General features: G+C 52.3%; 17 protein-coding genes and 1 other RNA gene. 13 read left to right on the top strand and 5 right to left on the bottom strand.

The window, feature by feature from the left end:
• Positions 1–72: 72 nt before the first annotated feature.
• Positions 73–2,376, bottom strand: a complete 2,304-nt coding sequence (locus tag IPM28_03360) for a PD40 domain-containing protein (protein MBK9172030.1) — start codon at positions 2,374–2,376, stop codon at positions 73–75.
• A gap of 315 nt (positions 2,377–2,691) precedes the next feature.
• Between IPM28_03360 and IPM28_03355 the strand changes: the two genes are divergently transcribed.
• The 7 genes from IPM28_03355 to IPM28_03325 all read left to right on the top strand — a co-directional run bounded on the left by IPM28_03355 (position 2,692) and on the right by IPM28_03325 (position 10,319).
• A complete protein-coding gene (locus tag IPM28_03355) occupies positions 2,692–3,891 on the top strand; it encodes a hypothetical protein (GenBank protein MBK9172029.1) in 1,200 nt (399 codons plus the stop codon).
• A gap of 116 nt (positions 3,892–4,007) precedes the next feature.
• A complete protein-coding gene (locus IPM28_03350) occupies positions 4,008–4,370 on the top strand; it encodes a hypothetical protein (protein MBK9172028.1) in 363 nt (120 codons plus the stop codon).
• Positions 4,371–4,484: 114 nt separating this feature from the next.
• Complete coding sequence (locus IPM28_03345) at positions 4,485–4,889, top strand: hypothetical protein (protein ID MBK9172027.1); 405 nt, start codon at positions 4,485–4,487, stop codon at positions 4,887–4,889.
• Positions 4,890–4,988: 99 nt separating this feature from the next.
• Positions 4,989–7,376 (top strand): tail fiber domain-containing protein, encoded by a 2,388-nt coding sequence (locus IPM28_03340; GenBank protein MBK9172026.1) that lies wholly within the window; start codon positions 4,989–4,991, stop codon positions 7,374–7,376.
• Positions 7,373–7,864 (top strand): carboxypeptidase regulatory-like domain-containing protein, encoded by a 492-nt coding sequence (locus IPM28_03335; GenBank protein MBK9172025.1) that lies wholly within the window; start codon positions 7,373–7,375, stop codon positions 7,862–7,864. Before IPM28_03340 ends, IPM28_03335 begins: the two co-directional genes overlap by 4 nt.
• Before the next feature lie 236 nt (positions 7,865–8,100).
• On the top strand, positions 8,101–9,825 hold the full coding sequence (locus IPM28_03330) for an ABC transporter ATP-binding protein (GenBank protein MBK9172024.1): 1,725 nt from the start codon (positions 8,101–8,103) through the stop codon (positions 9,823–9,825).
• 59 nt (positions 9,826–9,884) lie between these two features.
• On the top strand, positions 9,885–10,319 hold the full coding sequence (locus IPM28_03325) for a hypothetical protein (protein ID MBK9172023.1): 435 nt from the start codon (positions 9,885–9,887) through the stop codon (positions 10,317–10,319).
• A 46-nt stretch (positions 10,320–10,365) separates the two neighbouring features.
• Here IPM28_03325 and IPM28_03320 read toward each other — a convergent pair whose 3' ends face one another.
• The 4 genes from IPM28_03320 to IPM28_03305 form a co-directional block, all read right to left on the bottom strand.
• Positions 10,366–11,367, bottom strand: a complete 1,002-nt coding sequence (locus IPM28_03320; protein MBK9172022.1) for a phosphotransferase — start codon at positions 11,365–11,367, stop codon at positions 10,366–10,368.
• Between the two features lie 5 nt (positions 11,368–11,372).
• A complete protein-coding gene (locus IPM28_03315) occupies positions 11,373–12,371 on the bottom strand; it encodes an NDP-sugar synthase (GenBank protein MBK9172021.1) in 999 nt (332 codons plus the stop codon).
• A gap of 168 nt (positions 12,372–12,539) precedes the next feature.
• Positions 12,540–14,114 (bottom strand): VCBS repeat-containing protein, encoded by a 1,575-nt coding sequence (locus IPM28_03310; protein ID MBK9172020.1) that lies wholly within the window; start codon positions 14,112–14,114, stop codon positions 12,540–12,542.
• Between the two features lie 282 nt (positions 14,115–14,396).
• Positions 14,397–16,037, bottom strand: a complete 1,641-nt coding sequence (locus IPM28_03305; protein MBK9172019.1) for a hypothetical protein — start codon at positions 16,035–16,037, stop codon at positions 14,397–14,399.
• 235 nt (positions 16,038–16,272) lie between these two features.
• On the opposite strand from IPM28_03305, the gene IPM28_03300 reads away from it, so the two are divergent.
• The 6 genes from IPM28_03300 (at position 16,273) to IPM28_03275 (ending at position 21,818) form a co-directional block, all read left to right on the top strand.
• Entirely contained in the window at positions 16,273–17,649 is a 1,377-nt protein-coding gene (locus IPM28_03300) for an MFS transporter (protein MBK9172018.1), read from the top strand.
• Positions 17,650–17,715: 66 nt separating this feature from the next.
• A complete protein-coding gene (locus IPM28_03295; protein ID MBK9172017.1) occupies positions 17,716–18,270 on the top strand; it encodes an LOG family protein in 555 nt (184 codons plus the stop codon).
• 125 nt (positions 18,271–18,395) lie between these two features.
• The gene (locus IPM28_03290; protein MBK9172016.1) at positions 18,396–19,169 is read left to right on the top strand and encodes a TIGR00266 family protein; all 774 of its coding nucleotides are present in this window, start codon (positions 18,396–18,398) and stop codon (positions 19,167–19,169) included.
• A gap of 31 nt (positions 19,170–19,200) precedes the next feature.
• Positions 19,201–21,012 carry a phosphoenolpyruvate--protein phosphotransferase gene (ptsP, locus tag IPM28_03285; protein MBK9172015.1) on the top strand — a complete coding sequence of 604 codons (1,812 nt, stop codon included), beginning with the start codon at positions 19,201–19,203 and terminating at the stop codon, positions 21,010–21,012.
• A 96-nt stretch (positions 21,013–21,108) separates the two neighbouring features.
• An RNA gene (rnpB, locus tag IPM28_03280) (RNase P RNA component class A) lies at positions 21,109–21,495 on the top strand.
• Positions 21,496–21,545: 50 nt separating this feature from the next.
• Positions 21,546–21,818, top strand: a complete 273-nt coding sequence (locus IPM28_03275; GenBank protein ID MBK9172014.1) for a hypothetical protein — start codon at positions 21,546–21,548, stop codon at positions 21,816–21,818.
• Positions 21,819–21,834 lie beyond the last annotated feature (16 nt).

Genomic DNA, 21,834 nt, shown 5'->3' with positions numbered 1-21,834 from the left:
GCGCTGCCTTTCGCAGCGTCCGAGTTAGCTGGAAACGGAAGGATTCACGAAAAGCTTTTGTTCGAACCGAAGTCATCGTTCTTTTTGTTTGATCCCGTTTATCAGTACCAGATCATGTTTCCATTCCCCGGACGAGACTATCGCCAGTCGCTCGTTTCTCGAAACTGCAAAACTGTGTACCGCGATGACGTTCCCAACTTGGATCTCATGGAGCCTGATGGCCGAACCGCCCTCTTTCAGTTGCTTGTATATCGACGAGGTGCCGTCAGCCGGGCCGCGGAGAAGATAGTAGATCGCTCTTCCGTCGGCCGACCATTTCAGACTCTCGATCCTTCCTCCCAAGGGTACCGGGTCAAAGCTCCGAACGCGAGCATTCCCGTCGGTTCTGGTAAGGAAAACGTGCGAGGACTGTCCAACCGTTTCGGTATATGCGAGTGTTGATCCGTCCGGTGAAATCGAGACAGGCCATGATGAGATTTTCGTGATCGGTCGTTCCACGACCGAGCCATCGGTACTAACTTGCCATATGGTATTGTCGATATGTGATTCAAAAAAGACCCATCTGCCGTCGACTGAAACGGACGTCGGATAACCGCCCGTTTTCGTCGTTATTCGAATTGGCTCTGAACCATCCAGATTCATCTTCCAAACCTGCAGATCACCTGATCGGTTGCTCGAATAAAAAAGCGAACGGCCATCATGACCGGCGATCACCGTTCGTTCTTCAGAAGGCGCGTTGGTAAGTTGACGGAGGCCGCGTCCATCCGGATCCGACATCCAAATATCCAGTTGCCCCGATATGTTTGAACCGAAAACGATCTTTCCGTCAGGGGTAAAATCGGATGCACCACCGTGCGCGAGTGTGATGGTTTCGGATGTTTCCCCGAGTCCGTGGACCCGAAGGCGGAAATCCGGTGTTACTTCGGTCGCAACCAAAATGGTCGCGGCCTGATCCAGACTCACGTTATTAAAGTTGCCGCTAAATCCCCCGAGCGGGACTGCCTGCCATGTATCGGAATCGACCTTCCAGAAGCCCGACCGATCGCTCCTTCCCCTCGCAGCCGTCATGAGCAGGGATCTACTGCCTTTGAGCCATTCGATGTTCTTTATGTCAAAGAACCGTTCGGATGAGAGATTCAGTTCCTCGCCGGTCACTATATTCACCTTGCTCAAAATGAATTCGTTCGCGCCCGTTAGCGATTGCCCATTGGCGAAAATGACGTCGGCGCCATCCGGTGTAAAGATGCTGTCGCCGATTCGAACCGGTGCAGCCCGTGTGATCAACTTTCTCTCGTTACCGCCATTTGTCGTGTCTGCAATGAAAAGCGAGCAGTAGTCTTCTTGAAGCCGAAGGCACCTAACATACGAAATACGATCGCCATCCGATGATATCCCGGTCCAGCCCTGTACGTTCTCGGCTATCTTTTGTGGAATGCCGCCCGTTACTGGGACACGGAACAGGTCTGATCTTTGATTACCTTCGCTCCTGCGGACGAAGTAAAGGGTTCTTCCGTCCGGGGCGATCGTAAGCCCAAAATAATGGGTCTGGGCACTAGAGATCACTTCTGTATCGTTTCCGGTTTCAACATCACGAAGCCTGATGCTCTGAAGATCGCCCAGTTCGCGTGCATAGAAGATCTGTTTTCCATCCGGAGAGATCACCGCGTGAAGCGCTCCGCCGTCGTTGGACAAGCGTTCGACACTAAGACTGCGGGAAACGATCGGTGTATCGTACTGACCACTCGAAATTCCCAAAAAGGCAGCAGTGACGATCCCGCCCACCGCTAAAAGAGCCGCTATCACAAATGTCGCAAATCTGCGATTATTTCGCGACACGAGTCCCGTATTAACGGGTTTCGGAGGCGCATCTTCCAGTTTGCCTGTTTGATCGTCGAAGGCTACTGATAGACCACCGGGCGGTTTCGAAACAACATCATTCGCGCCTGAAGTGGTATTGGCAGGGCGGGCATCAGATAGCAGACGTACTGCTGAGTATTGGATCGCGGCTGTTTCTTTCGATATTGACTTGGCGCCCGGTTCTTCACCGTCGAACTCGTTTACCTCCGCAACGAATCTGTAACCTCGTTTTGGGACTGTCTGGATGTACTTTTGGCCATTCGAATCGACACCCAAGGCTGTTCGTATTGTCCAGATACATCGCGAAACCGCAGCTTCCTCCACAAACGCATCGGCCCAGACACGTTCGATCAATTCCGTTTTTTCGACAAGGTGGCCATTGTTTTCAATAAGCATTAACAATGTGCTGAATGCTTTTGGCGCAAGCGGGACAGGTTCACCGTTTCTCAGGAGCAACCCCTCGGTCGGCACTAGTTGGAAATCTGCGAATTCATAGATCTTCGACCTTTTCTTGCTCATTTCATGTACTGGAAGTTTTTTGGAGAAAAAACGGAAGTTTTCTCAAGTATTTTTCGGAGATCCTACCTTAACCTCAAAAATACGAACCAGCCAACGATGTGCTTCTACGGATTGAACATATGGCTCGATCGCAGTGAGTAGCAGAAGTTTATGCCAATAAACGTAGTGAACGCAATGGTTCTCGTACGACATTCTGCAGATACGATCGGGTTGCAGCCGGTGAGGCAGAGTTGAATATACCCAGTTAACGATACGAGTCAAGGGCGACCTGTCCGACCATTACTCATTCAGCCGAAACGATAACGGAGAAATAAAATGAAAACACAATCAACAATTTTGATCACAACAATTTTGCTTGTGACGCTTCACTCGTTTGGGACCGCTCAGATAAAGATCGGGATACCGAAGGTGCCCAAGATAAACGAGCAGCCCAGACAGGACCAGTCCAAACAAGTTGAGACCAAGGAACCTGCACAGAATCGTCCGGGTCCTGCCGGGTCAACACAAACCAAATCGGCTGCCGGTTACCCCAAATTTACCTATGAAGAAGCTACGAGCACACCGAAGCTACTCGGAACAACCATCGAGATCAGCGTCAAAACTGAACATTTGAACGAGGTCTCCAGATTCATACCTCGTATCAGCTTTGACAGTTATTTCGACAAGAGCACTGTACTTCGGTATGTGGCTGAATGGACAAAGCCTAACGGAGGACCGTGGTTTACTGAACAACTTGACGCGTCGAACAGTTATCGAGAGGCGTTCACCAGCCTTAAGAGTCCTAATGACGATGCCTCCTTTAAACAGAACGCAACAAACGTGTTGGGTACGTATGGGGTGAAAGTGACTGATTCAAAATCCGGCAGTGTCGTTTTTCAGGGCATATTCAGGGTCGCGAAATTACCGATGTCCGATCCGCCCAAACCCACCTATAGCCTTTTTTATGTCGATCAGGACTGGAGTTTGTCAGTTGGCGCCGTAGGCCTGGATTTTGATAATTGGCACAGCGATCAGTTGAACCCCTCGGTTTTCCTTTGGTTCAAAGGCAATCTCGACTCAAAGAGTTTTGAAGCAAGGCTTTTTCACAACGGAGCAATGGTCGCCTCGACGGACGATGGAGGTTATGTCAATTCCCAAAGGTCGCGTGGCGAAGACTGCTTCCTTCAACCGGATGTTTGCTCTTACAAACTATGGAAGTTCTATTGGACAAACTTCGTTATCGAGAATAACGACTATGGCCGAACGAAATACCCAAGGGCAACATTCACCCGCGACAAACCCGGTGATTATACCGTGAAGATATTTTACAAAGGAGTTCAGGTTCGCGAACTGTCATTTACGATCGACTCACAGGGCTTTCTCCCCGCGAATCCATGGGCTCAGTATATGCCAATGGTTTACGGGGGAGTAATAACGCCGGTCAAGATCCTGGGAACCCTCGACAAACGGAATCCTGCGGGTTCGTTAACTGAACCACTGTACGGAAATCTGGCGAACTTTCCGTTGGGAAAATAGTACGTACTAGACCTGTTCCTGACGGCTTCGCGGGGGCACGTCTTTCAATACTCCCGTCGAAAGGTGGTCGTACGAACTTCGGCGACCAGGGCGTCGCACATCGATGAGAGGCAATTATGCAAATCGAAAAAGCACCGGAGAAATCGTTACTCCGTCGTTTCATTGCGGTTGTTCTTATGATCCTAGGGCTATTTACATTCCTTGCACCGGTCACCATCCTTGGCTGGGGATTCGTTGAAAAATGGTCTGACCCTTGTGAAGAACAAATGGCAAGAAAGTACAAAGACGAAGCATCGAGACGGTCTCAGACGATCGACATTCAAAAGATCGAAAAGGATTCCAGGGAATTATGTCTGGCCGTCAGACAAAAAGACCTGCCGGTGGTCCTAATTTTCGGATTCATCGCGTTTTGCGGGTTGATCCTCTTCGCTTCTGGAATTTTCGTTTTCAGAGGACGAAGAAAAAAAGCAGTGGTTTGATATGACGTCCACCTCAAACCAGATAGCTCGCTCTGGCTCAGAAGGTCAGATCGTCGGACGTCGATGCGGACCTCAGCACCAAAGGATCTCACGAAGAAACAAGGGTTAGAGGTTATGGAAGACTCGAGCAATGAATTGGCCAAGATTCCGAAGAAGATGACCGGACTCGGAACCCTTCTTTTGGTCCTTGGGCTACTGATATTCGTCGGTGCAGGAATTTTCTCGCTGATGGGCATTCGTGGAGCCATATCCGGCAACAGAGGGATCGCCTGTGTCGAAGCTGAAAGGGAAAGAGTGAAACTCGATGCGGCCTTCGAGTCTTTCAATCGAGCTGAGGCTGTAGAACATTCGGCCTCAGAAGCTCAAGATGAACTTCGGAAGCGAGGAGCTATCGCAGAAGGTTGGGCGAAAACGTGTGCCGAAATGAATGCCGGGGCACAAAGGTCAATGGTGACGGCTGTGATAGTGACACTTTTCGGCTTCGTCCTTGTTGTCGCGGGCTTTCTTATCCGCCGTTGATCTGGAGTTATATCGAGATTCCGATGGGGTTCGAAGTCGCCGGGAAGCCGTAACGGAACACATCAAACTCACCGGCGAATTGCATTTTGGAGGTATTTAATGAAGGAGCTATTGCGAACGATAATCATTGCGGCATGTGCAGCAGCGGTATCCGCTCAAACTACCGAATTCACCTTTCAAGGAAAGCTTCTTGACGGTGGTTCGCCAGCAAGTATTCAATACGACCTTAGATTTCGGCTCTTTGACTCACAGTTCGGCGGCAATCAGGTCGGTTCAACTCTTAATATAGCGAATGTCCAGCCGATCGCCGGAATATTCACGGTTACCCTCGATTTTGGAGCCGCATCCTTGTCTGGCGAGGATAGGTGGATCGAGGTTGGCATAAGCACAGCTGCCGCGAACGACTATGTCACCCTGACGCCACGTCAGAAGTTGCTATCGTCGCCCTTTGCGGTGCAGGCCCTTCAAGCCGCGACTTCGGTCAATGCGAATTTCGCAAGTCAGGCACTCGATTCATCGAACCTCGGGGGCATTGCGGCAACCCAATATGTGCGTACCGATGATCCAAGAATGGCCGATCAGCGAGATCCGCTACCTGGTAGCGGTAGCTATATTCAAAACCAGTCCGGGAATCAGCAAACCGCGAGTTTTGAAATAAACGGAACCGGACGAGCCTCGGGTTTTGACGTGTCAACGGCGTACCGAATTCTAGGGAATCCCGTTCTTTCTGCACCTGGTCTTTCGAATCTGGTGGTCGGCCTTAATTCCGGGGGGAATATAACGTCCGGAAACCAGAACCTCTTTTTAGGGATGTCGTCAGGCAGCACTTTGAACAGCGGAAATAGAAACACTTTCGCCGGCTTCTTTTCGGGACAGAATACAGCATCCGGAGACGATAACAGCTTTTTCGGAGTTCAATCGGGTCGCGAAAATACGACGGGTAGCCGAAATACATTTAATGGCAGACTTTCCGGATTCATCAACTCGACGGGCAGCGACAACGCATTCTTCGGATATGGGGCCGGAGCGGCGAATACAACCGGGAGCAATAATACTGTTGTAGGGGCATTCGCGTCCACCGGCTCAAATACGCGCATGTTCGGGACCGCGATCGGCTCGTACGCCACAGTCTCAGACGATGACACTATCGTGCTTGGGAAGTCCGCCGGGACATACGATGGGATTCCGCGGCCGGCCGACACTGTGGTTGTACCCGGGTTGCTAAACGTCGCCGGCAGTTTTGAGGCTCCGGTCGTAAGAGCCGGGATCCAATTCAATATCGGCGTCAGTAGAATTTTGCATAGTCCGGGGTCTAACCTTTTTGTGGGGCGTTCCACCGGGACCAATTTCGTTTCAGGGTCGTTTAATACGATAGTCGGCGGAACGGCAGGAAACAGTCTAGCAAACGGCAGTTCAAACTCGTTCTTCGGAAACTCGGCGGGTTTTCAGAATCACGGTTCAGACAATTCCTTTTTCGGTATGGCAGCCGGTCAACTAAATCAATCCGGGGTTGCCAACTCATTCTTCGGCAAAGAGGCCGGTGTTGCAAATCTCACCGGAAACAGCAACGCGTTCTTCGGTAACGGAACCGGTGTAGGCAATACGACCGGAAGCAACAACACGTTGGTCGGAAGCGCAGCAAACGTGGCCGCTGATGGCCTGTCGTTTGCAACAGCGATCGGGGCCGGGGCGTCTGTGAATGCAAGCAATTCGGTTGTACTTGGACGTTCGGCCGACACAGTTCGTGTGCCAGGCTCCCTATTCGTGACAAGCACGATCAATGCGAGTTCGGTCTCATCATTTTCGATCACGTCCAATTCGATCTCTACCAGCTCAATAACGACGGGTACGGCCACGGCCACGACTGTCGGGGTCGGTACCAGCAGCCCAACCAGAACCCTCCATGTCAACGGTGAAATGCTTTCATTCGGTAACCAAGCAGGTTATTTCCTTTCCGATCGGGAAACACCAACGTCGCAATGGCGTCTTTATTCCTCCGGTTTCACAGCCCGATTGAGCCTCGGGGGCACGGACCGGCTTGCGGTTACGCCAAACGGTATACTCTCAGTACAAAACCTCGATTCCGCGACGAGCACCCATGTTTGTTGGAATACTTCGACCGGGAACTTTTCATTCTGCTCGTCCTCGCGGAGGTATAAAAGGGACGTTAAAGATTTTCGTACCGGTCTGAGCATTGTCCGTCAGCTGCGTCCAGTCACGTTTGATTGGATCGTTTCGGGCGACCGGGATCTGGGGTTTATTGCCGAGGAAACTGCGAAGATCGAACCGCTTTTGACGTTCAAGAACAAAGATGGGGATATCGAGGGTGTGAATTATGGCAGGATGTCCGCGGTTTTCGTCAACGCGATAAAGGAACAGCAGGAGCAGATCGAGATCCAGGCGAGACAGATCCGAGAACTTACGAGGTTGGTTTGCTCGGTTCTTCCTTCGGCTGATGTTTGCTCGGTCAAGGAGGAAAAGAAATGAAGATATTTGTGGTCATCTTATTTTTCCCGGTCCTATTGCAGTCGCAAATGGGCGGGCCGTTCCAGATCGAGAAAAGTGTGATCGCTCCGGGTGGTGGAACGGCTGGGGCAGGCACCTTTGAACTTATCTTCACTACCGGGCAGTCAGCGGGCGGTGGCCCAATTTCTACCCCGTCAATGCTGGCCTTTTCCGGCTTCTGGGTGCCTGAGTTTTCGCCAACCGCTGCTCAGGTCAGTATCTCAGGTCGAGCCGCGATGTCGAACGGTGGGGGTCTTCCTAACATCACCGTTTTGCTCTCAGCTTTGGACGGAACCACAAGAGCTACTCGCACGAATTCACTCGGATATTTTTCATTCAATGGTGTCGCGTCAGGGCAGAGCTATATAATAAGCGTTCGAACAACCCGGTTCCGCTTTCACGAGCCTAGCCGCTTGATAAATGTCGTGGACGAATTGAATGGGATCGATTTCCTCTCAGACCAGGATTGATCTATCGGACGCTCATCAGGCAATAACCAGGTACCTCACGCATCTGACACTAAAAAGGGCGGTTGACGGTTCGTCGACACTCGGGGACTGAAACAATTTGACTTTTCCGAGAACGATATTCAGACTCGGATTGTTTGGCACACGAAAAGAAAAAGGTCAACTATTCGACCGCCTGGGCGGAAGCCCGGAAGATAATTTGGAACGCTCGCTGGAGATTGTTGGCCGGCAGCGTTCTGATGCTGATCTCGCGTCTCGCCGGGATGGTCTTGCCGGCATCCACGAAGTTCATCGGAGATGAGGTTTTTGTTAATCAGCGATATGACCTTATCAAATGGATCGCTCTTGCGATCGGGGTTTCCACTCTCGTTCAGGGAACGACGTCTTTTGCGCTTTCGCAGATCCTTGGTGTTGCCGCCCAACGGGCGATCACCGAAATGCGCAAAAGGGTTCAAAGTCATATCGAACGCCTTCCGATCTCGTTCTTCGACTCGACGCAAAGCGGCCAGCTGATCTCGCGAATAATGAACGATGCCGAAGGGATCAGGAACCTTGTGGGAACAGGGCTTGGCCAGATCCTTGGCAGTCTCGTGACCGCAGTGATAGCGATCGGCGTTCTGTTCTACCTAAACTGGCAGTTAACTGCGGCCACGATAGTGGTCCTTCTGATCTTTGGCGGTGCGTTGCTATATGCATTCAAGGTATTGCGGCCGATCTTTCGCGAACGCGGCGAGATCACAGCCGAGGTTACAGGAAGGCTAGGCGAGAGCCTTGGCGGCATACGGGTCGTTAAGGCCTACACTGCTGAAAAACGCGAGGACCTGAGCTTTGCCAGGGGTGCTCACAGACTATTCAGGAACATTGCGAAAACGGTCACGGGCGTTTCCGCCATTGGATCATTTTCGTCAATTGTTATCGGCGCGGTCGCGGTTATCATGATCGTCATTGGCGGCAACGCCGTGCAGGCGGGAACGATGACTTTGGGCGATTTTCTGATGTACATTTCTTTCACTTTTTTACTTGCGATCCCGGTCTTTGAATTGACGTCCGTAGGTACTCAGATAACCGAGGCTCTTGCAGGGCTCGATCGTATTCGCGAGGTCATGGCGATGACTACGGAGGACGAAGAGGACTCGAAGCTTCGGCCGATCACAAACGCGGACGGCACGATCGAATTCGAGAACGTCGAGTTCGAATACGAAAAGGGTGTGCCTGTTTTGAAGGGAGTTTCGTTTCGCTCGAATGCCGGAACGACAACGGCTTTGGTCGGGTCGAGCGGTTCTGGGAAATCGACAATTTTAAGCCTGGTCCTGAATTTCATTAAGCCCACGGCTGGTGTTGTCAAGATCGACGGTCAAGATCTCCAGACTGTGAAGCTACGCGATTACCGCCGTCATCTCGGTGTCGTCCTGCAGGACAACTTTCTGTTCGATGGCTCTATATTAGAGAATATTCGATTTGCAAACCCGACCGCGACCCTCGAGTCGATTCGAGCGGTTTGCAAGGTCGCGAATGCCGACGAGTTCATCGAGAAGTTTCCGAACGGTTACGACACCATCGTTGGCGAACGCGGAGTGAAACTCTCTGGCGGCCAGCGTCAGCGGATCGCGATCGCGCGAGCCTTGTTGGCCGATCCGCGGATACTTATCCTTGATGAGGCGACCTCAAGTCTCGACAGCGAATCTGAAGCTCTGATCCAGGAGGGCCTGAATAATCTTCGCAAGGGCCGCACGACATTTGTTATTGCTCATCGATTGTCTACGATCAGAAGCGCAGATCAGATTCTGGTGGTCGAAGCAGGCGAGATACTCGAGCGGGGGACTCACGACGAACTCATCAAAATCGATGGTCGGTATAAGCAGCTTTATGATAAGCAGTATCGGTTCGAGCAGAACCTATTCGTTAACCCAGGCGAAGACTTTACGACGAAGCCGCCTGTAACATTGGCGCAAACAAAACTATGAGTCTTCGATAGACTAGACTTTTTCCGCCGATGCGATCTTTGCCTCACGCACGATCACCTATGCCCGAATCACAAAATTACCGGAATCACACGCGTTGGTTTCCACTAGTTCATTTCGCCATATTCCCCTTGCTCGCCGTCAATCTTGTTTGGGCGACGGTGTGCGTGGTCTTGGAATTTGAATGGTTTCGTGTTCAGTATCTTGTGCTCTCGATCGCGGTCGTCCTGCTCAGTTTTGCGGCGAGACTGCAAGCTCTCAGAGCACAAGATCGCTTGATTCGACTGGAGGAAAGGCTCCGGTACAAGGCCGTACTCACGCCTGAACTCGCCGCAAAAGCGTCAGAGTTCCGTGTTGGTCAGATAGTCGCCCTTCGATTTGCTTCAGACGCGGAACTCAGTGGACTAGTCGATGACATCGCAGCCGGCAAGCTTGTGAGCCAAAAGGAAATAAAGATGGCGATCAAAAACTGGCGGGCCGACCATTTTCGCGTCTAGCGGTGTTGGTAAAATCTAGACCAACTCCTGCCGCAGGCCAAATATCTTAGGTCTCGAGTTCCGTTTCCAGTACCTCGACCAACACCGGGAAACCGCCCAATGAGGTTGCGGCGCGATGCACGATCTGAAACATCGGCTTAATGAAGGGAACGAAATAGGTTTTGCCCCGATTTACCGACTGATACGAGAATGTTCCGACAGCCTTGAGACACCTTTGAATCGTCTGAAGACGAAATTCGGTGCTGAACGCGTCCTCATCGAGCGGCTCCAAACCGACGCGAACCCGTTCTGACAAGAAATGTCGTCGTTTGTCAGCCAGCCAATCAGCCGAAGGCGGAACTGTGACTCGGTCCAGAAGAAACGAGACCAGATCGTATGCAACCGACCCGATCCGTGCATCCTGATGATCGATTATCCTGAGCTTGCCGTCTTTATCCAGCATCAAATTCGCAGCGTGAAAATCGCGGTGACACAAAACGGACGCGCGTCGTTCCAGATCGAGCGACAATTTCCTGAATTCCAGATCCAGGGCCTCATCGAGAGTCGGCACGAGTGGCTGCTGTTTGAAAGTAGCGAAATAATGTGTCTTAAAGAAAGCAAGCTCCCAGAACAGTTTCTCATTGTCGAATTTTAGTTTAGATGCAATCGACCCGACCTGAAACGCCTTTGCGGTCGCAGCCTGGATATGCGGTATAAGATCGATCGCTCTAACTATAAGTTCTTCGCGCCCTTCATCGTCCGAAGTTTGCAGTTCATCACGCAGTATCCGGTCGCCAAAGTCCTCGATCACAATGACCCCGAGGGCCTCGTCTACGTCCATCACGCGGGCAACCGGCAATCCGGCACTAAGAAAAAGCTCGGATACATCGAGATAGCTTTGCTCTGAGGAACTAAACGGTTCCGGATAGACGCAAGCGATCGCAAATTCGCCGCGCCACCCTATCCGAAAGTACTCACGTGTAGAGGCGTCGGGAGTAAGTTGCCGAATCAGGCCTTTCTCGTTGCGAGCCACGAGAAAGCTTTCAAGCCTCGAGCGAAAATCAGACATAGATATCAATTCAGCGGGACAACGTAGTTTTCTCCCTGAATGTAGCCCTTAAGTGCCTTTTCGGGAATTTCCGAACAGGTTCGGACCATTTCTGCACGTACGATAGCAGCATTTTCGAAGCATGCGCCGCCCTCTATGGAAACGCCATCTGCGATGATCGTTCGATAGAGCCGGACGTCGTCGCCGACCGTGACATTGTCCCACAATACTGAATCGCGGATCGACGCCGAACCCGAGATCAAGCAGCCTGTGCCGATATCAACATCCGTTTCATTCATCATAGCCAGCGAAATATCCAGATAGCGCGGTATCGTCGAAAGCTCGAACCACCTTGCATCGTCGATATGAGCGGCGATCGTGCGGCCTTCTCGAATTGCTGGATCGTAGAAGGTCGGGACGATATCGGAATAGATACCGCGCGGAATATAGTCGAAGACCTCAGGTTCGACGATATGAATACCAGTAAACATCAATGGTTTTTCGATGTCGCTTTCGGTGTTGCGGATCTCATCCTCCGAAAGCGGCTCGGCAAAGCCTCCGAATCCTTTCACCAGTCCGTCTTCGGTCTCGACGATCGTAAAGTGCTCACGTTTACTATTGGGCTTTAGGACCATCGTGGCGAGCGCTCCGGTTCGGCGGTGCGTCTCCAGGGCAGAATTTATATCGATGTCTGTGATTATCTTGCCGTTGACGATAAGGAAGGTCTCATCCTCGAGGAGGTGTCGGGCATTATCCAACGCACCGGCGGTACCAAGAATGTTCGGTTGCTCTACCGTGTATGCGATGTTCACTCCAAAGCTGCTGCCGTCGCCCAACGCTGAGACCACTGACTCAGGTTGATGATGCAGATTTACGACGATATCGTTGAATCCGAATTTAGCTACGTATTCGGCCACATATCCGACCAACGGCTTGCCTAAAAAGGGAATCGCCGGCTTTGTTCGGTCGATCGTCAGGGGGAACAGCCTTGTACCGAAACCTGCAGCAAGGATCATTGCTTTCATAAAGGGATCCGTAAACCCGAGGGAACAAACAACACTTTACGTCAAAGCCGTTAATTTCCAAAACCAGCGACATTCGGTCGTTTTCTACGATTCCTCGGTAGGAAGTCATCGCGCAAAATGGAAAAGGCCGGGCGAGCCGGCCAATTCCGTAATGAACGAATATTCAAATTAATGTACGGAGAAATTGGCGACCGGATAGTCACCGGCAGCTCCGAGTGAATTGTTAGAGACCGCAAGCGATGCAGAACTTTGATACCAGAAGACGCCGCTTCGCCATACGCCAAAGTCGGCGCGACCGTCACCGTCGTAATCACCGCCTGCAAGGACAAAATCGGTTGCGGAATTGCCAAATGTCGTCGCGTAAACGCCGGTGTTAGTATTACTTCCGTAATACCACCACTGGAAATTACCTCCGCTCACCCGAACAACTGCTATATCCGTTGCACCGTCGCCATCATAATCGCCGGGAACGATCAGATCGCTCGAGCCGCCGAAAGGAATCGCGCTCGTTGCTCCAGTAGCAAATAGCCGCCAGAACACCGTTGGCGAACCGCCACGCTGAACGACGAAGTCGTATTTGCCATCGCCGTCGTAGTCGCCGGGAGCAGGGAAGTCACCGCCGATGCCCCACGGAACGAATGCAACGTTGCCGCCGGGATTGTTGAGGGATCCACGGTAGTACCATGTGGACTGCTGGCCAGATCCTCCAGCACGATAAACTGCGAGGTCAACTTTCCCATCACCGTCATAATCACCAACGACCGTTGGGTCGTCGCCTGTCTGGCCAAATGCCTCAACGCGCGCGGTGCTGGTTTGACTGTTCAGAATGAAGAAGGTTGCGGCTTCCGGTGCTCCGGCCCGCCAAACAGCAATGTCATCTTTTGCATCACCGTCAAAATCGCCCGCAACAAAGAAATCGCTGGCCAATCCCCAATCGTACGATTGAGTTGCCCCGCCCGAATTCGGATTAATGAACCAACGAACTTGCCCATTCGCTCCGCCGCCGACATTTCGAACAACGACGTGATCTGAACGGCCGTCGCCGTCATAATCGAGCTGAGCATCGCTCGGTGCCGAAGCGGTCTCGATGGTGAGGTTCGCAGCGGTGATGCCGCCCGTATCGCCCTGTGCACAGTCATTGAATCTCAACGTCCACGTCCCGTTCGGATTCGCGACTCCCGCAAATACCGGGTTCATCGATGTGTTCGTTCCCGTCGGGCTCGCAGTCCGGTAATCTCCCGCTGCTACCGGCTGTACCGATGTCGCCGCCGTTGCCGCTGCCCACCAGTTTCCCGCCGCCGCATCAAAGAAATTGTACGGCCCGGCCAGATTCGAATCATCCCCAAATCCTGATCCAGCCGGATTCGTGAATGTGAAGATCTCGTGGGTCGGTGCTCCGCCAGGTGCCAGCAATACCGTGTCCACGTCGCCTACCCAACTGTGGGCCGGTGATCCCGACGTGAAATTCACCACGATGTTCGATGGTGCTCCGGTCAATCCTGAAACCGTGAACGTCACCGATCGGCCAGGCCCCGTACATGTATTGTCCGGTATCGGCCCAAGCGTCCCCGCATTTGCCGGAAATACCGCCGCCGGTGATGCCGCCACAGGCTTCGCCACTGCTTTGCTTGCCTCGACCGCCTGATCTCTCGTGTTCAATATGATTGCCCCAACTACACAGCTGATCGCCGCTGCCGCCATAAAGATCGTTCGTGAGGACTTCCTACCTTTCATCCAAGACATACTCAATACTCCCTCCTCGGAGAAAACACCCAAAAGCCTAATCATAAATCTCGGCCAAGATCAAAACTTTCGGCTGATAAGTTTGGTTTTGATTTAGTGAAACTAAACGGAACAGTGCGAGTAACTTAATTCTTTTCGACTTTTATGTCAAGGATTAGGAATCCCTGCTAACATCGTCAAATCCCTTTCGAACACGTCGTATGTCCGTTTGCTTCAGCGCTTGAAATAAAAAAGGCCAGGGAGGGTGTCCCCGGCCTTTGCTGTTTCAGGTGCTTTCGGTGATCAGTGTACCCAAGAACTCGCGACTGCGAAGTCACAGGTGCTCACGTTTGGACATTGTCCCCATGGAACGAACGAAACTGCCGCGTTGCTCGAGTTGCGTACCCAGAATCCCGATTGTCCGGGCGTTGCACTCCCACGCCATATCGCGAAATCGGTCGATCCGTCGCCGTCATAATCGCCGGGAGCACTGACGTCTCCGGTAGAACCCCACTGAACGAATGATGTCGCCCCGGTTCGAGTCAAAACCCAGTGTTGCCGGGCACCGCTGACTGTACGGCGAACACAAAAATCGTGTTTTCCATCGCCATCGTAGTCGCCAGGGATAATAAAGTCCGAGGACGTTCCCCAGTTGATGTACTCAATACCGTTGTCGGAGGACCTCAAGAGGACGAATTGTCCCTGCGCGGGTGCCGCCGGATTAGATCGCTGAATACAAAAGTCGTATCGACCATCACCATCGAAATCACCCGGATTCGGGAAGAAGTCACCCTGAACGCCGAATCCCCATGGCACAAACGTGATATTTCCGCCTGGGTTAGCATTGCTCCCGCGATAATAGAAAAAGCACTGGCCGTCCGGGTCTGAAAACGGTGGACAGCGATAGACCGCCGGGTCAGATTTGCCATCTCCGTCATAGTCGCCGATGATCGCGGGATCATCGCCGGTCTGGCCAAAGTTCTGGAACACAAAGGTATTGGTCTGGCTCTGCAAAATGTAGAATCCGGCCACACCTGCGGCTGCTTCTCTCCAAACCGCATAATCCGTTTTATCGTCACCGTCAAAATCGGACGGCGTGATGAAATCCGTCGTCGCGGATCCCCAATCATAACTTGTAACCGTCCCCGACCCATTCTCTCTGGTGAACCAGCGGATCTGGTTTGTCGCACCGCTTGCTCCGGGACCAACATCACGGGCAACGGTATAGTCGGTTCTACCGTCGCCATTGAAATCGAATTCCGCCGGTTCAGGTGCCGAAGCGGTCTCTATGGTTAGATTGGCCGCGGTGATGCCGCCCGTATCGCCCTGTGCACAGTCATTGAATCTCAACGTCCACGTCCCGTTCGGATTCGCGACTCCCGCAAATACCGGGTTCATCGATGTGTTCGTTCCCGTCGGGCTCGCAGTCCGGTAATCTCCCGCTGCTACCGGCTGTACCGATGTCGCCGCCGTTGCCGCTGCCCACCAGTTTCCCGCCGCCGCATCAAAGAAATTGTACGGCCCGGCCAGATTCGAATCATCCCCAAATCCTGATCCAGCCGGATTCGTGAATGTGAAGATCTCGTGGGTCGGTGCTCCACCCGGTGCCAGCAATACCGTGTCCACGTCGCCTACCCAACTGTGGGCCGGTGATCCCGACGTGAAATTCACCACGATGTTCGATGGTGCTCCGGTCAATCCTGAAACCGTGAACGTCACCGATCGGCCAGGCCCCGTACATGTATTGTCCGGTATCGGCCCAAGCGTCCCCGCATTTGCCGGAAATACCGCCGCCGGTGATGCCGCCACAGGCTTTGCCACTGCTTTGCTTGCCTCGACCGCCTGATCTCTCGTGTTCAATATGATTGCCCCAACTACACAGCTGATCGCCGCTGCCGCCATAAAGATCGTTCGTGAGGACTTCCTACCTTTCATCCAAGACATACGCAATACTCCCTCCTCGGAAAATTGAAAAATTCTGGCCGCTCGCATGAATCCGTTCATAACGAGATGTCAGAGAATAGTCGCATTTTGCGTTGCGGTAAAAGAAAACAGCGTCAGAAAGTTACGACTTTTCCGGTCCGATGTCAAGATTATGCGATATTCCCCTCAGAATCCTAAAGGTCGGCAATGGTCACTGCGGTGATGCTCATTATGCAAGTTCTGTTACGATGATTCGATGCAGGAACGACTTCCCAAGAACAACCGAAGAGAGATATTTGGCTGGCTCACCTACGATTGGGCGAATTCGGCCTTTTATACGACCGTTGTAACAGTTTTGGTCGGCCCTTACCTCACGGCATTAGCTCAAGCCGACGTTGGCAAGGGCGGTACTGTGTTGACCCTGGGCCCACTCGGCACGGTCACCTCAGATAACATGGTCACTTCAACCCTCGGCGTTTCAATATTCCTTCAGGTCTTCATTCTGCCGATACTCGGGTCGATCGCCGACTACACGCACCTGAAAAAGAAAATGATGGCCTTCTTCTGTTATATGGGCGTGATCGCGAGCTCGCTCCTCTTCTTTATTAAGGGTGATTCTTATGTTTGGGGCTGTATCTTGTTAGTAATAGCTAATATGTCATTTGCGGCCGCAAATGTATTTTATAACGCGTTCCTTGTTGACTTGACCACCGAAGATCGGCGCGACCGCGTTTCGAGTTACGGGTTTGCCGCAGGTTACCTGGGCGGGGTCGTTATGCTTGTCCTCAACCTTGCCATGATCAACTATGCTTCGTCATTAGGCGTAACAGAGGGCGAGGCTGTACGTATTTCGATGCTGGCGGCATCGCTCTGGTGGGGGCTCTTCGCGATCGTGACCTTCCGTTTGATCCGCTCGCGCCAGGCAAACCGCGTTCGCGCGGACCACGATCCCTTGATGGTCATCGGTTTTAAGGAAGTATGGCGAACACTAAAAGAGCTGGTCGGCCTGAAATACACATTGCTATTCCTTATTGCGTACCTTTTTTACAACGATGGGATCCAGACCGTAATACTGAATTCGTCGATCTTTTTGTCACAGGAACTATTCGTCGCAAACGGGCTTCAGCCAAGCCAATCCTTTCTTCTCGGAATCTTCCTTATTGCCCAGGTTTCTGCCTTATTTGGCGCGATCATCTTCGAGCGTATCGCGCGGCTGATCGGTGCAAAGAGAACCATCATTGTCAGCCTGCTGATATGGTGCGGAATTGTGATATACGCTTACGCACTGCTTGAAAGCCAGTTCCAAGCGATGATCATGGCGGTATTCATCGGCTTGGTACTCGGAAGCGCACAAGCGCTGAGCCGATCATTGTTTTCGCAGATGATCCCAGCAGATCGCGAATCCTCTTTTTTTGGATTGTACGAGATCTCGGAAAAGGGTACTTCTTGGTTGGGGAATCTGGTATTTGCCGTGGTCGTTGGAATTACGGGATCGTTCAGGCCCGCAATATTGGCGCTGATCTTCTTTTTCGTGACCGGCAGCCTGATCCTTCTTTTCACGAATACTACCCAGGCAATTCATGATGCCGGTAATGTCACCCCGGAAGAAGCTGAGAAAAAAGCGGCAATTTGAGAAACGTCATTACTTGGCTATAATCGAGATGTTCGAAATCAGTGAGATCAGGATGGTCAAACGATTGTGATCGTAAGTGGAAACGACAGAATAGTGACGATCTTTGGCGGCTCCAAGTGCGGCCCCGGATCGCCTGAATACAAAGATGCCGAGGAACTCGGTTTCAAACTAGCTAAAACGGGTTTCACGATATGCACCGGCGGTTACCTTGGCGTTATGGAGGCCGCCTCTCGCGGAGCTCGTGAGGCTGGCGGTCGCGTGTTCGGTATCGTGATGAACCAGTTTAAATCGGAGCCAAATCGCTACTTGACCGATAAGGTCGCAACAAATCACTTCTACGAGCGTCTTCAAAACCTGATAACGCGTTCGGTTGGATTCGTTGCGTTCCGCGGAGGCATGGGGACCGTAACCGAGATCTCGCTTGTTTGGAACAAGCTTCAAACGGGCGTTCTCGATCGTCGCCCGCTGGTGCTGATCGGTGATTGTTGGAAAGATGTGGTCCATGCGTGGCAAAGCAACCTGGTCGTTTCGGCTGAGGACGTTGCTCTGCTTGATTTCGCACACAACGCCGACGAGGCTTGCGGAATTATCGTTGAGAAATCGCGAGGTGTCGTTGTATGAATTGCCCAAGATGTACCGTCGAGCTTTTGCCTAATGCCCGCTTCTGCGGATCATGCGGATTCACGCTCGCCGCCGCTACGCCCGATCAGCAGCAGGCTCCCCACGTTCAGCAGCAGGCTCCGCCTATGCAGCAGGGAACCGCAGCAGGTGCGTTTCACTTAGACGCCGACGGCAGAGGTCAGGGCCGTGGATACACTTGGGAGATCAAGCATCCCGGTTCGTTTGCGCTGGCCGTTGTCAATCTTCAGCCAGAGCAAGCTATCGCCGCAGAAGCCGGAGCGATGGTTTCGATGTCAGCAAACATCGATCTCCATTCCGAGATGAAAGGTGGTGTTTTCGGCGCCTTGAAAAGGGCGGTTGGCGGTGAATCAGCCTTCGTTTCGACCTTCACGGCTCGTGGGGGCCCGGGCGAAGTAACGCTCGCTCCCGGAGCTCCCGGAGACATAACCGGTATTGAAATGGCGAACCAGATGTTCAAGGTTCAATCGAGTTCATATTTGGCCGGTGACGTTGGACTGCAGGTAGATACCAAATTTGGCGGGACGAAATCATTTTTTGGCGGCGAGGGGCTTTTTGTTTTAGAGGTTACGGGGACAGGCCTATTGCTCGTTTCATCGTTCGGAGCTATACATCGCAAGGTACTCAGACCCGGTGAACAGTATGTGATCGACACCGGACATCTTGTCGCGTGGGAAGGGCACCTGCAGTACAGTCTTCGCAAAGCTGCGAAGAGTGGATTCTTCAGAAGCTTTCTCAGCGGTGAAGGTATGGTCGCCGAGTTTACGGGCCCCGGTGAAATTCTCATTCAAACACGCAACCTTGCGGCATTTGCCGGACTCTTGAAGCCGTTTTTCCCATCGCAAGGCGGAAGCGGCGGAGGCTTCAGCTTCGGAAGCTGAGTCCCAACGAACGGCAGCTCTCATTTCGAAGATGCCTACTCAAAGCAACGGAAATCGTTCTTCCGCAGTTTTCGACAAAGTTGAGACGCGGATCAAAGGAAAGGCTGTTTCCCGGGGCATCGCCTTTGGCAAAGTTATTTGTCTACATGGCCGAAATCGACAGTTTTTCCGCGTCGATCTACCTTCGGAAGAGACCGCTTCAGAGATCAAACGTCTGCGTTCTGCCTTTCGCCTCGCTGAAAAGCAACTTCGTGAACTCGCTAGTGCGGAGTCAGGAAAGAGCTCGATATCCGGTCCTGGAATATTCGAAGCTCAGCAACTGATACTTGACGATAAGACGCTCAGAAGCAAGATCGAAGATCATGTAGTCAAACAGTGCGTAAATGCCGAGTGGGCTCTAAAGTGTGTCGCCGACGAATACATCGCTCGCTTTCACGCAATGACAAGCGAACACCTCAGGGATCGGTATATCGATATTGAGGACGTTGCTGACCGAATTCTGAATGCTTTGGCAGGAAAGGCGAGTCCGAAGATCCGATTAGGACCCAACTCGATCATTGCATCAAGAGATCTTCGCCCCTCGACCATTGCCGGACTGCATGGCAAAAAACCGGTCGCATTGATATCGGAGCACGGTGGCTGGACGTCACACACATTCATTCTTGCACGCGAATCGAACATTCCCGCGGTCACGGGCCTGAAGCACGTTCTTCGTCGTTTGGAAACCGGTGATAAGGCCATTGTAGACGGTTACAATGGACTTGTGATCATTGATCCCTCCGATGCCACAACCGAAGAGTATCGATTAACGAAAGCCCGATCCGTAAAAACCGCGTCCAGTAGGAAGCTCGCGCCGTCTAAGCCATTGACCACATTAGATGGGCGTGAGGTGATCATCCGGGCAAACGCTGACCTACCTGTTTCTTACTCGCGGGCTAAGACGCTCGGAGTAAAGGGGATCGGCCTGTTTCGCTCGGAGTCACTCTTTAATCGATTCAAAGGCTTTCCATCTGAAAACCAACAATTCGAAGCATATCGCAGGTTAGCGGCAGTCGCCGGAAAGGACCGCTTGCGAATTAGGACCTTTGACATAGGTATCGGCCAATTGATCGAACGTCAAGAAGACCGGGAACGTAACCCTGCCCTCGGGCTGCGAGGTGTTCGATTGAGCTTAGCCTACCCAAAACAGCTAAGGGTACAACTCCGTGCGATCCTGCGAGCAAATACGGAGCAGAACATCGACATGGTCATTCCCATGATCGCGGGATTAGCCGAGATTCGCGAAGTTCGGAACATGCTTAATCTTGAGCGGATCGATCTTGAAAAGAAAGGCACGTCGGTAGACACGCCGGGAATCGGCGCTATGATCGAGGTCCCTGCCGCTCTTCTGGTGATTGACGCGATACTTGAAGAAGTCGATTTTATTTGTCTAGGAACAAATGACTTAATTCAGTACCTTTTGGCCGTCGACAGAGATAATGAGAATGTTGCCAACTGGTACCGCACACTACATCCTTCTGTGATCCAGGCGATCAGATCCGTTTTGACCGCTGCCGGGCAGCGTCAAAAGCCCGTCATTTTATGCGGAGAAATGTCGGGTTCGCCATTCTATGTGCCGATCCTTGTCGGTCTCGGGGCAACGGAACTGAGCATGAATATCAGTTCGATCGAACGAGTCCAGCGAATAATCCGAGGAATTGCTTACGAGGAGGCACGGGATCTGGCTGAACGGATATTAGAATGCAAGACTGCAGATGAGGTCGAGCGATCGGCGATAGCAACTGTCCGGTCAAAATGGGCACATTTGTTCCCAGACGATTTCTTGATCGGGAACAGATTTTGAACGCCGTTCACAATTCGATGGCCACAATGACGGGAAACCCTGTTTACACCGTTTTAATACTGAACGATTTTTGCTATAATCCTCTAGCTTCGCCGTGGGGCGAACTGGACGGTCGCTGTCGTAAGACAGAGGAAAGTCCGAACACCAAAGGGCAACGAGCCGGGTAACACCCGGGAATCGCCAGAATATGGCGATTACGACAAGTGCAACAGAGAACAGACCTGCCTTTTCGAAGGTCAAGGGTGAAACGGTGAGGTAAGAGCTCACCGGCGTGCATGGAAACAGGCGCGGCCAGGTAAACTCCTCGTGGTGCAAGACCAAATAGGAAAACGCTAACGGGCTGCCCGCCCGATGTACGATGGAAACATCGTCGGTGTTTTCGGGTAGGTCGCTAGAGTCGGATGGTAACGTCCGGCCTAGATGAATGATCGTCAACTGTCGGTTTCGGCAGGACAAAATTCGGCTTATAGGTTTGTACCACGGCAAGCACTTTTTCCGTCGTTCACGTAATTCTAGGAGAAACAATCGATCGTATGGCTAACAGAAAAGGTGTATTCATTGGCGCCTACGTTCCAAATGAGCTAAAAGAGTCGCTCAGGCGTCGTGCCGCCGCGGAACACAGGACCCTATCTCAGGAAATAACCCGAATTCTCGTCGAAGCCGTACACGGAAAAGGCTTGCCGGCCGGAAGCGTCGACCGACGGACGACCGGTGCCGTCCCGCGCCGTAGGGCAAGCGATCCCCCGACTAGACGCCGTGCCGAAGATCTGCCCTACATACCGCCGTCTGACGACGACAGTAAATAGCCAGACGTCCCATTAG

This window comes from Chloracidobacterium sp. (assembly GCA_016716305.1).
Lineage (GTDB): Bacteria > Acidobacteriota > Blastocatellia > Pyrinomonadales > Pyrinomonadaceae > OLB17.
Note: the sequence above shows the minus strand (reverse complement) of the source record. Positions and strands in the feature narration are given on the sequence as shown.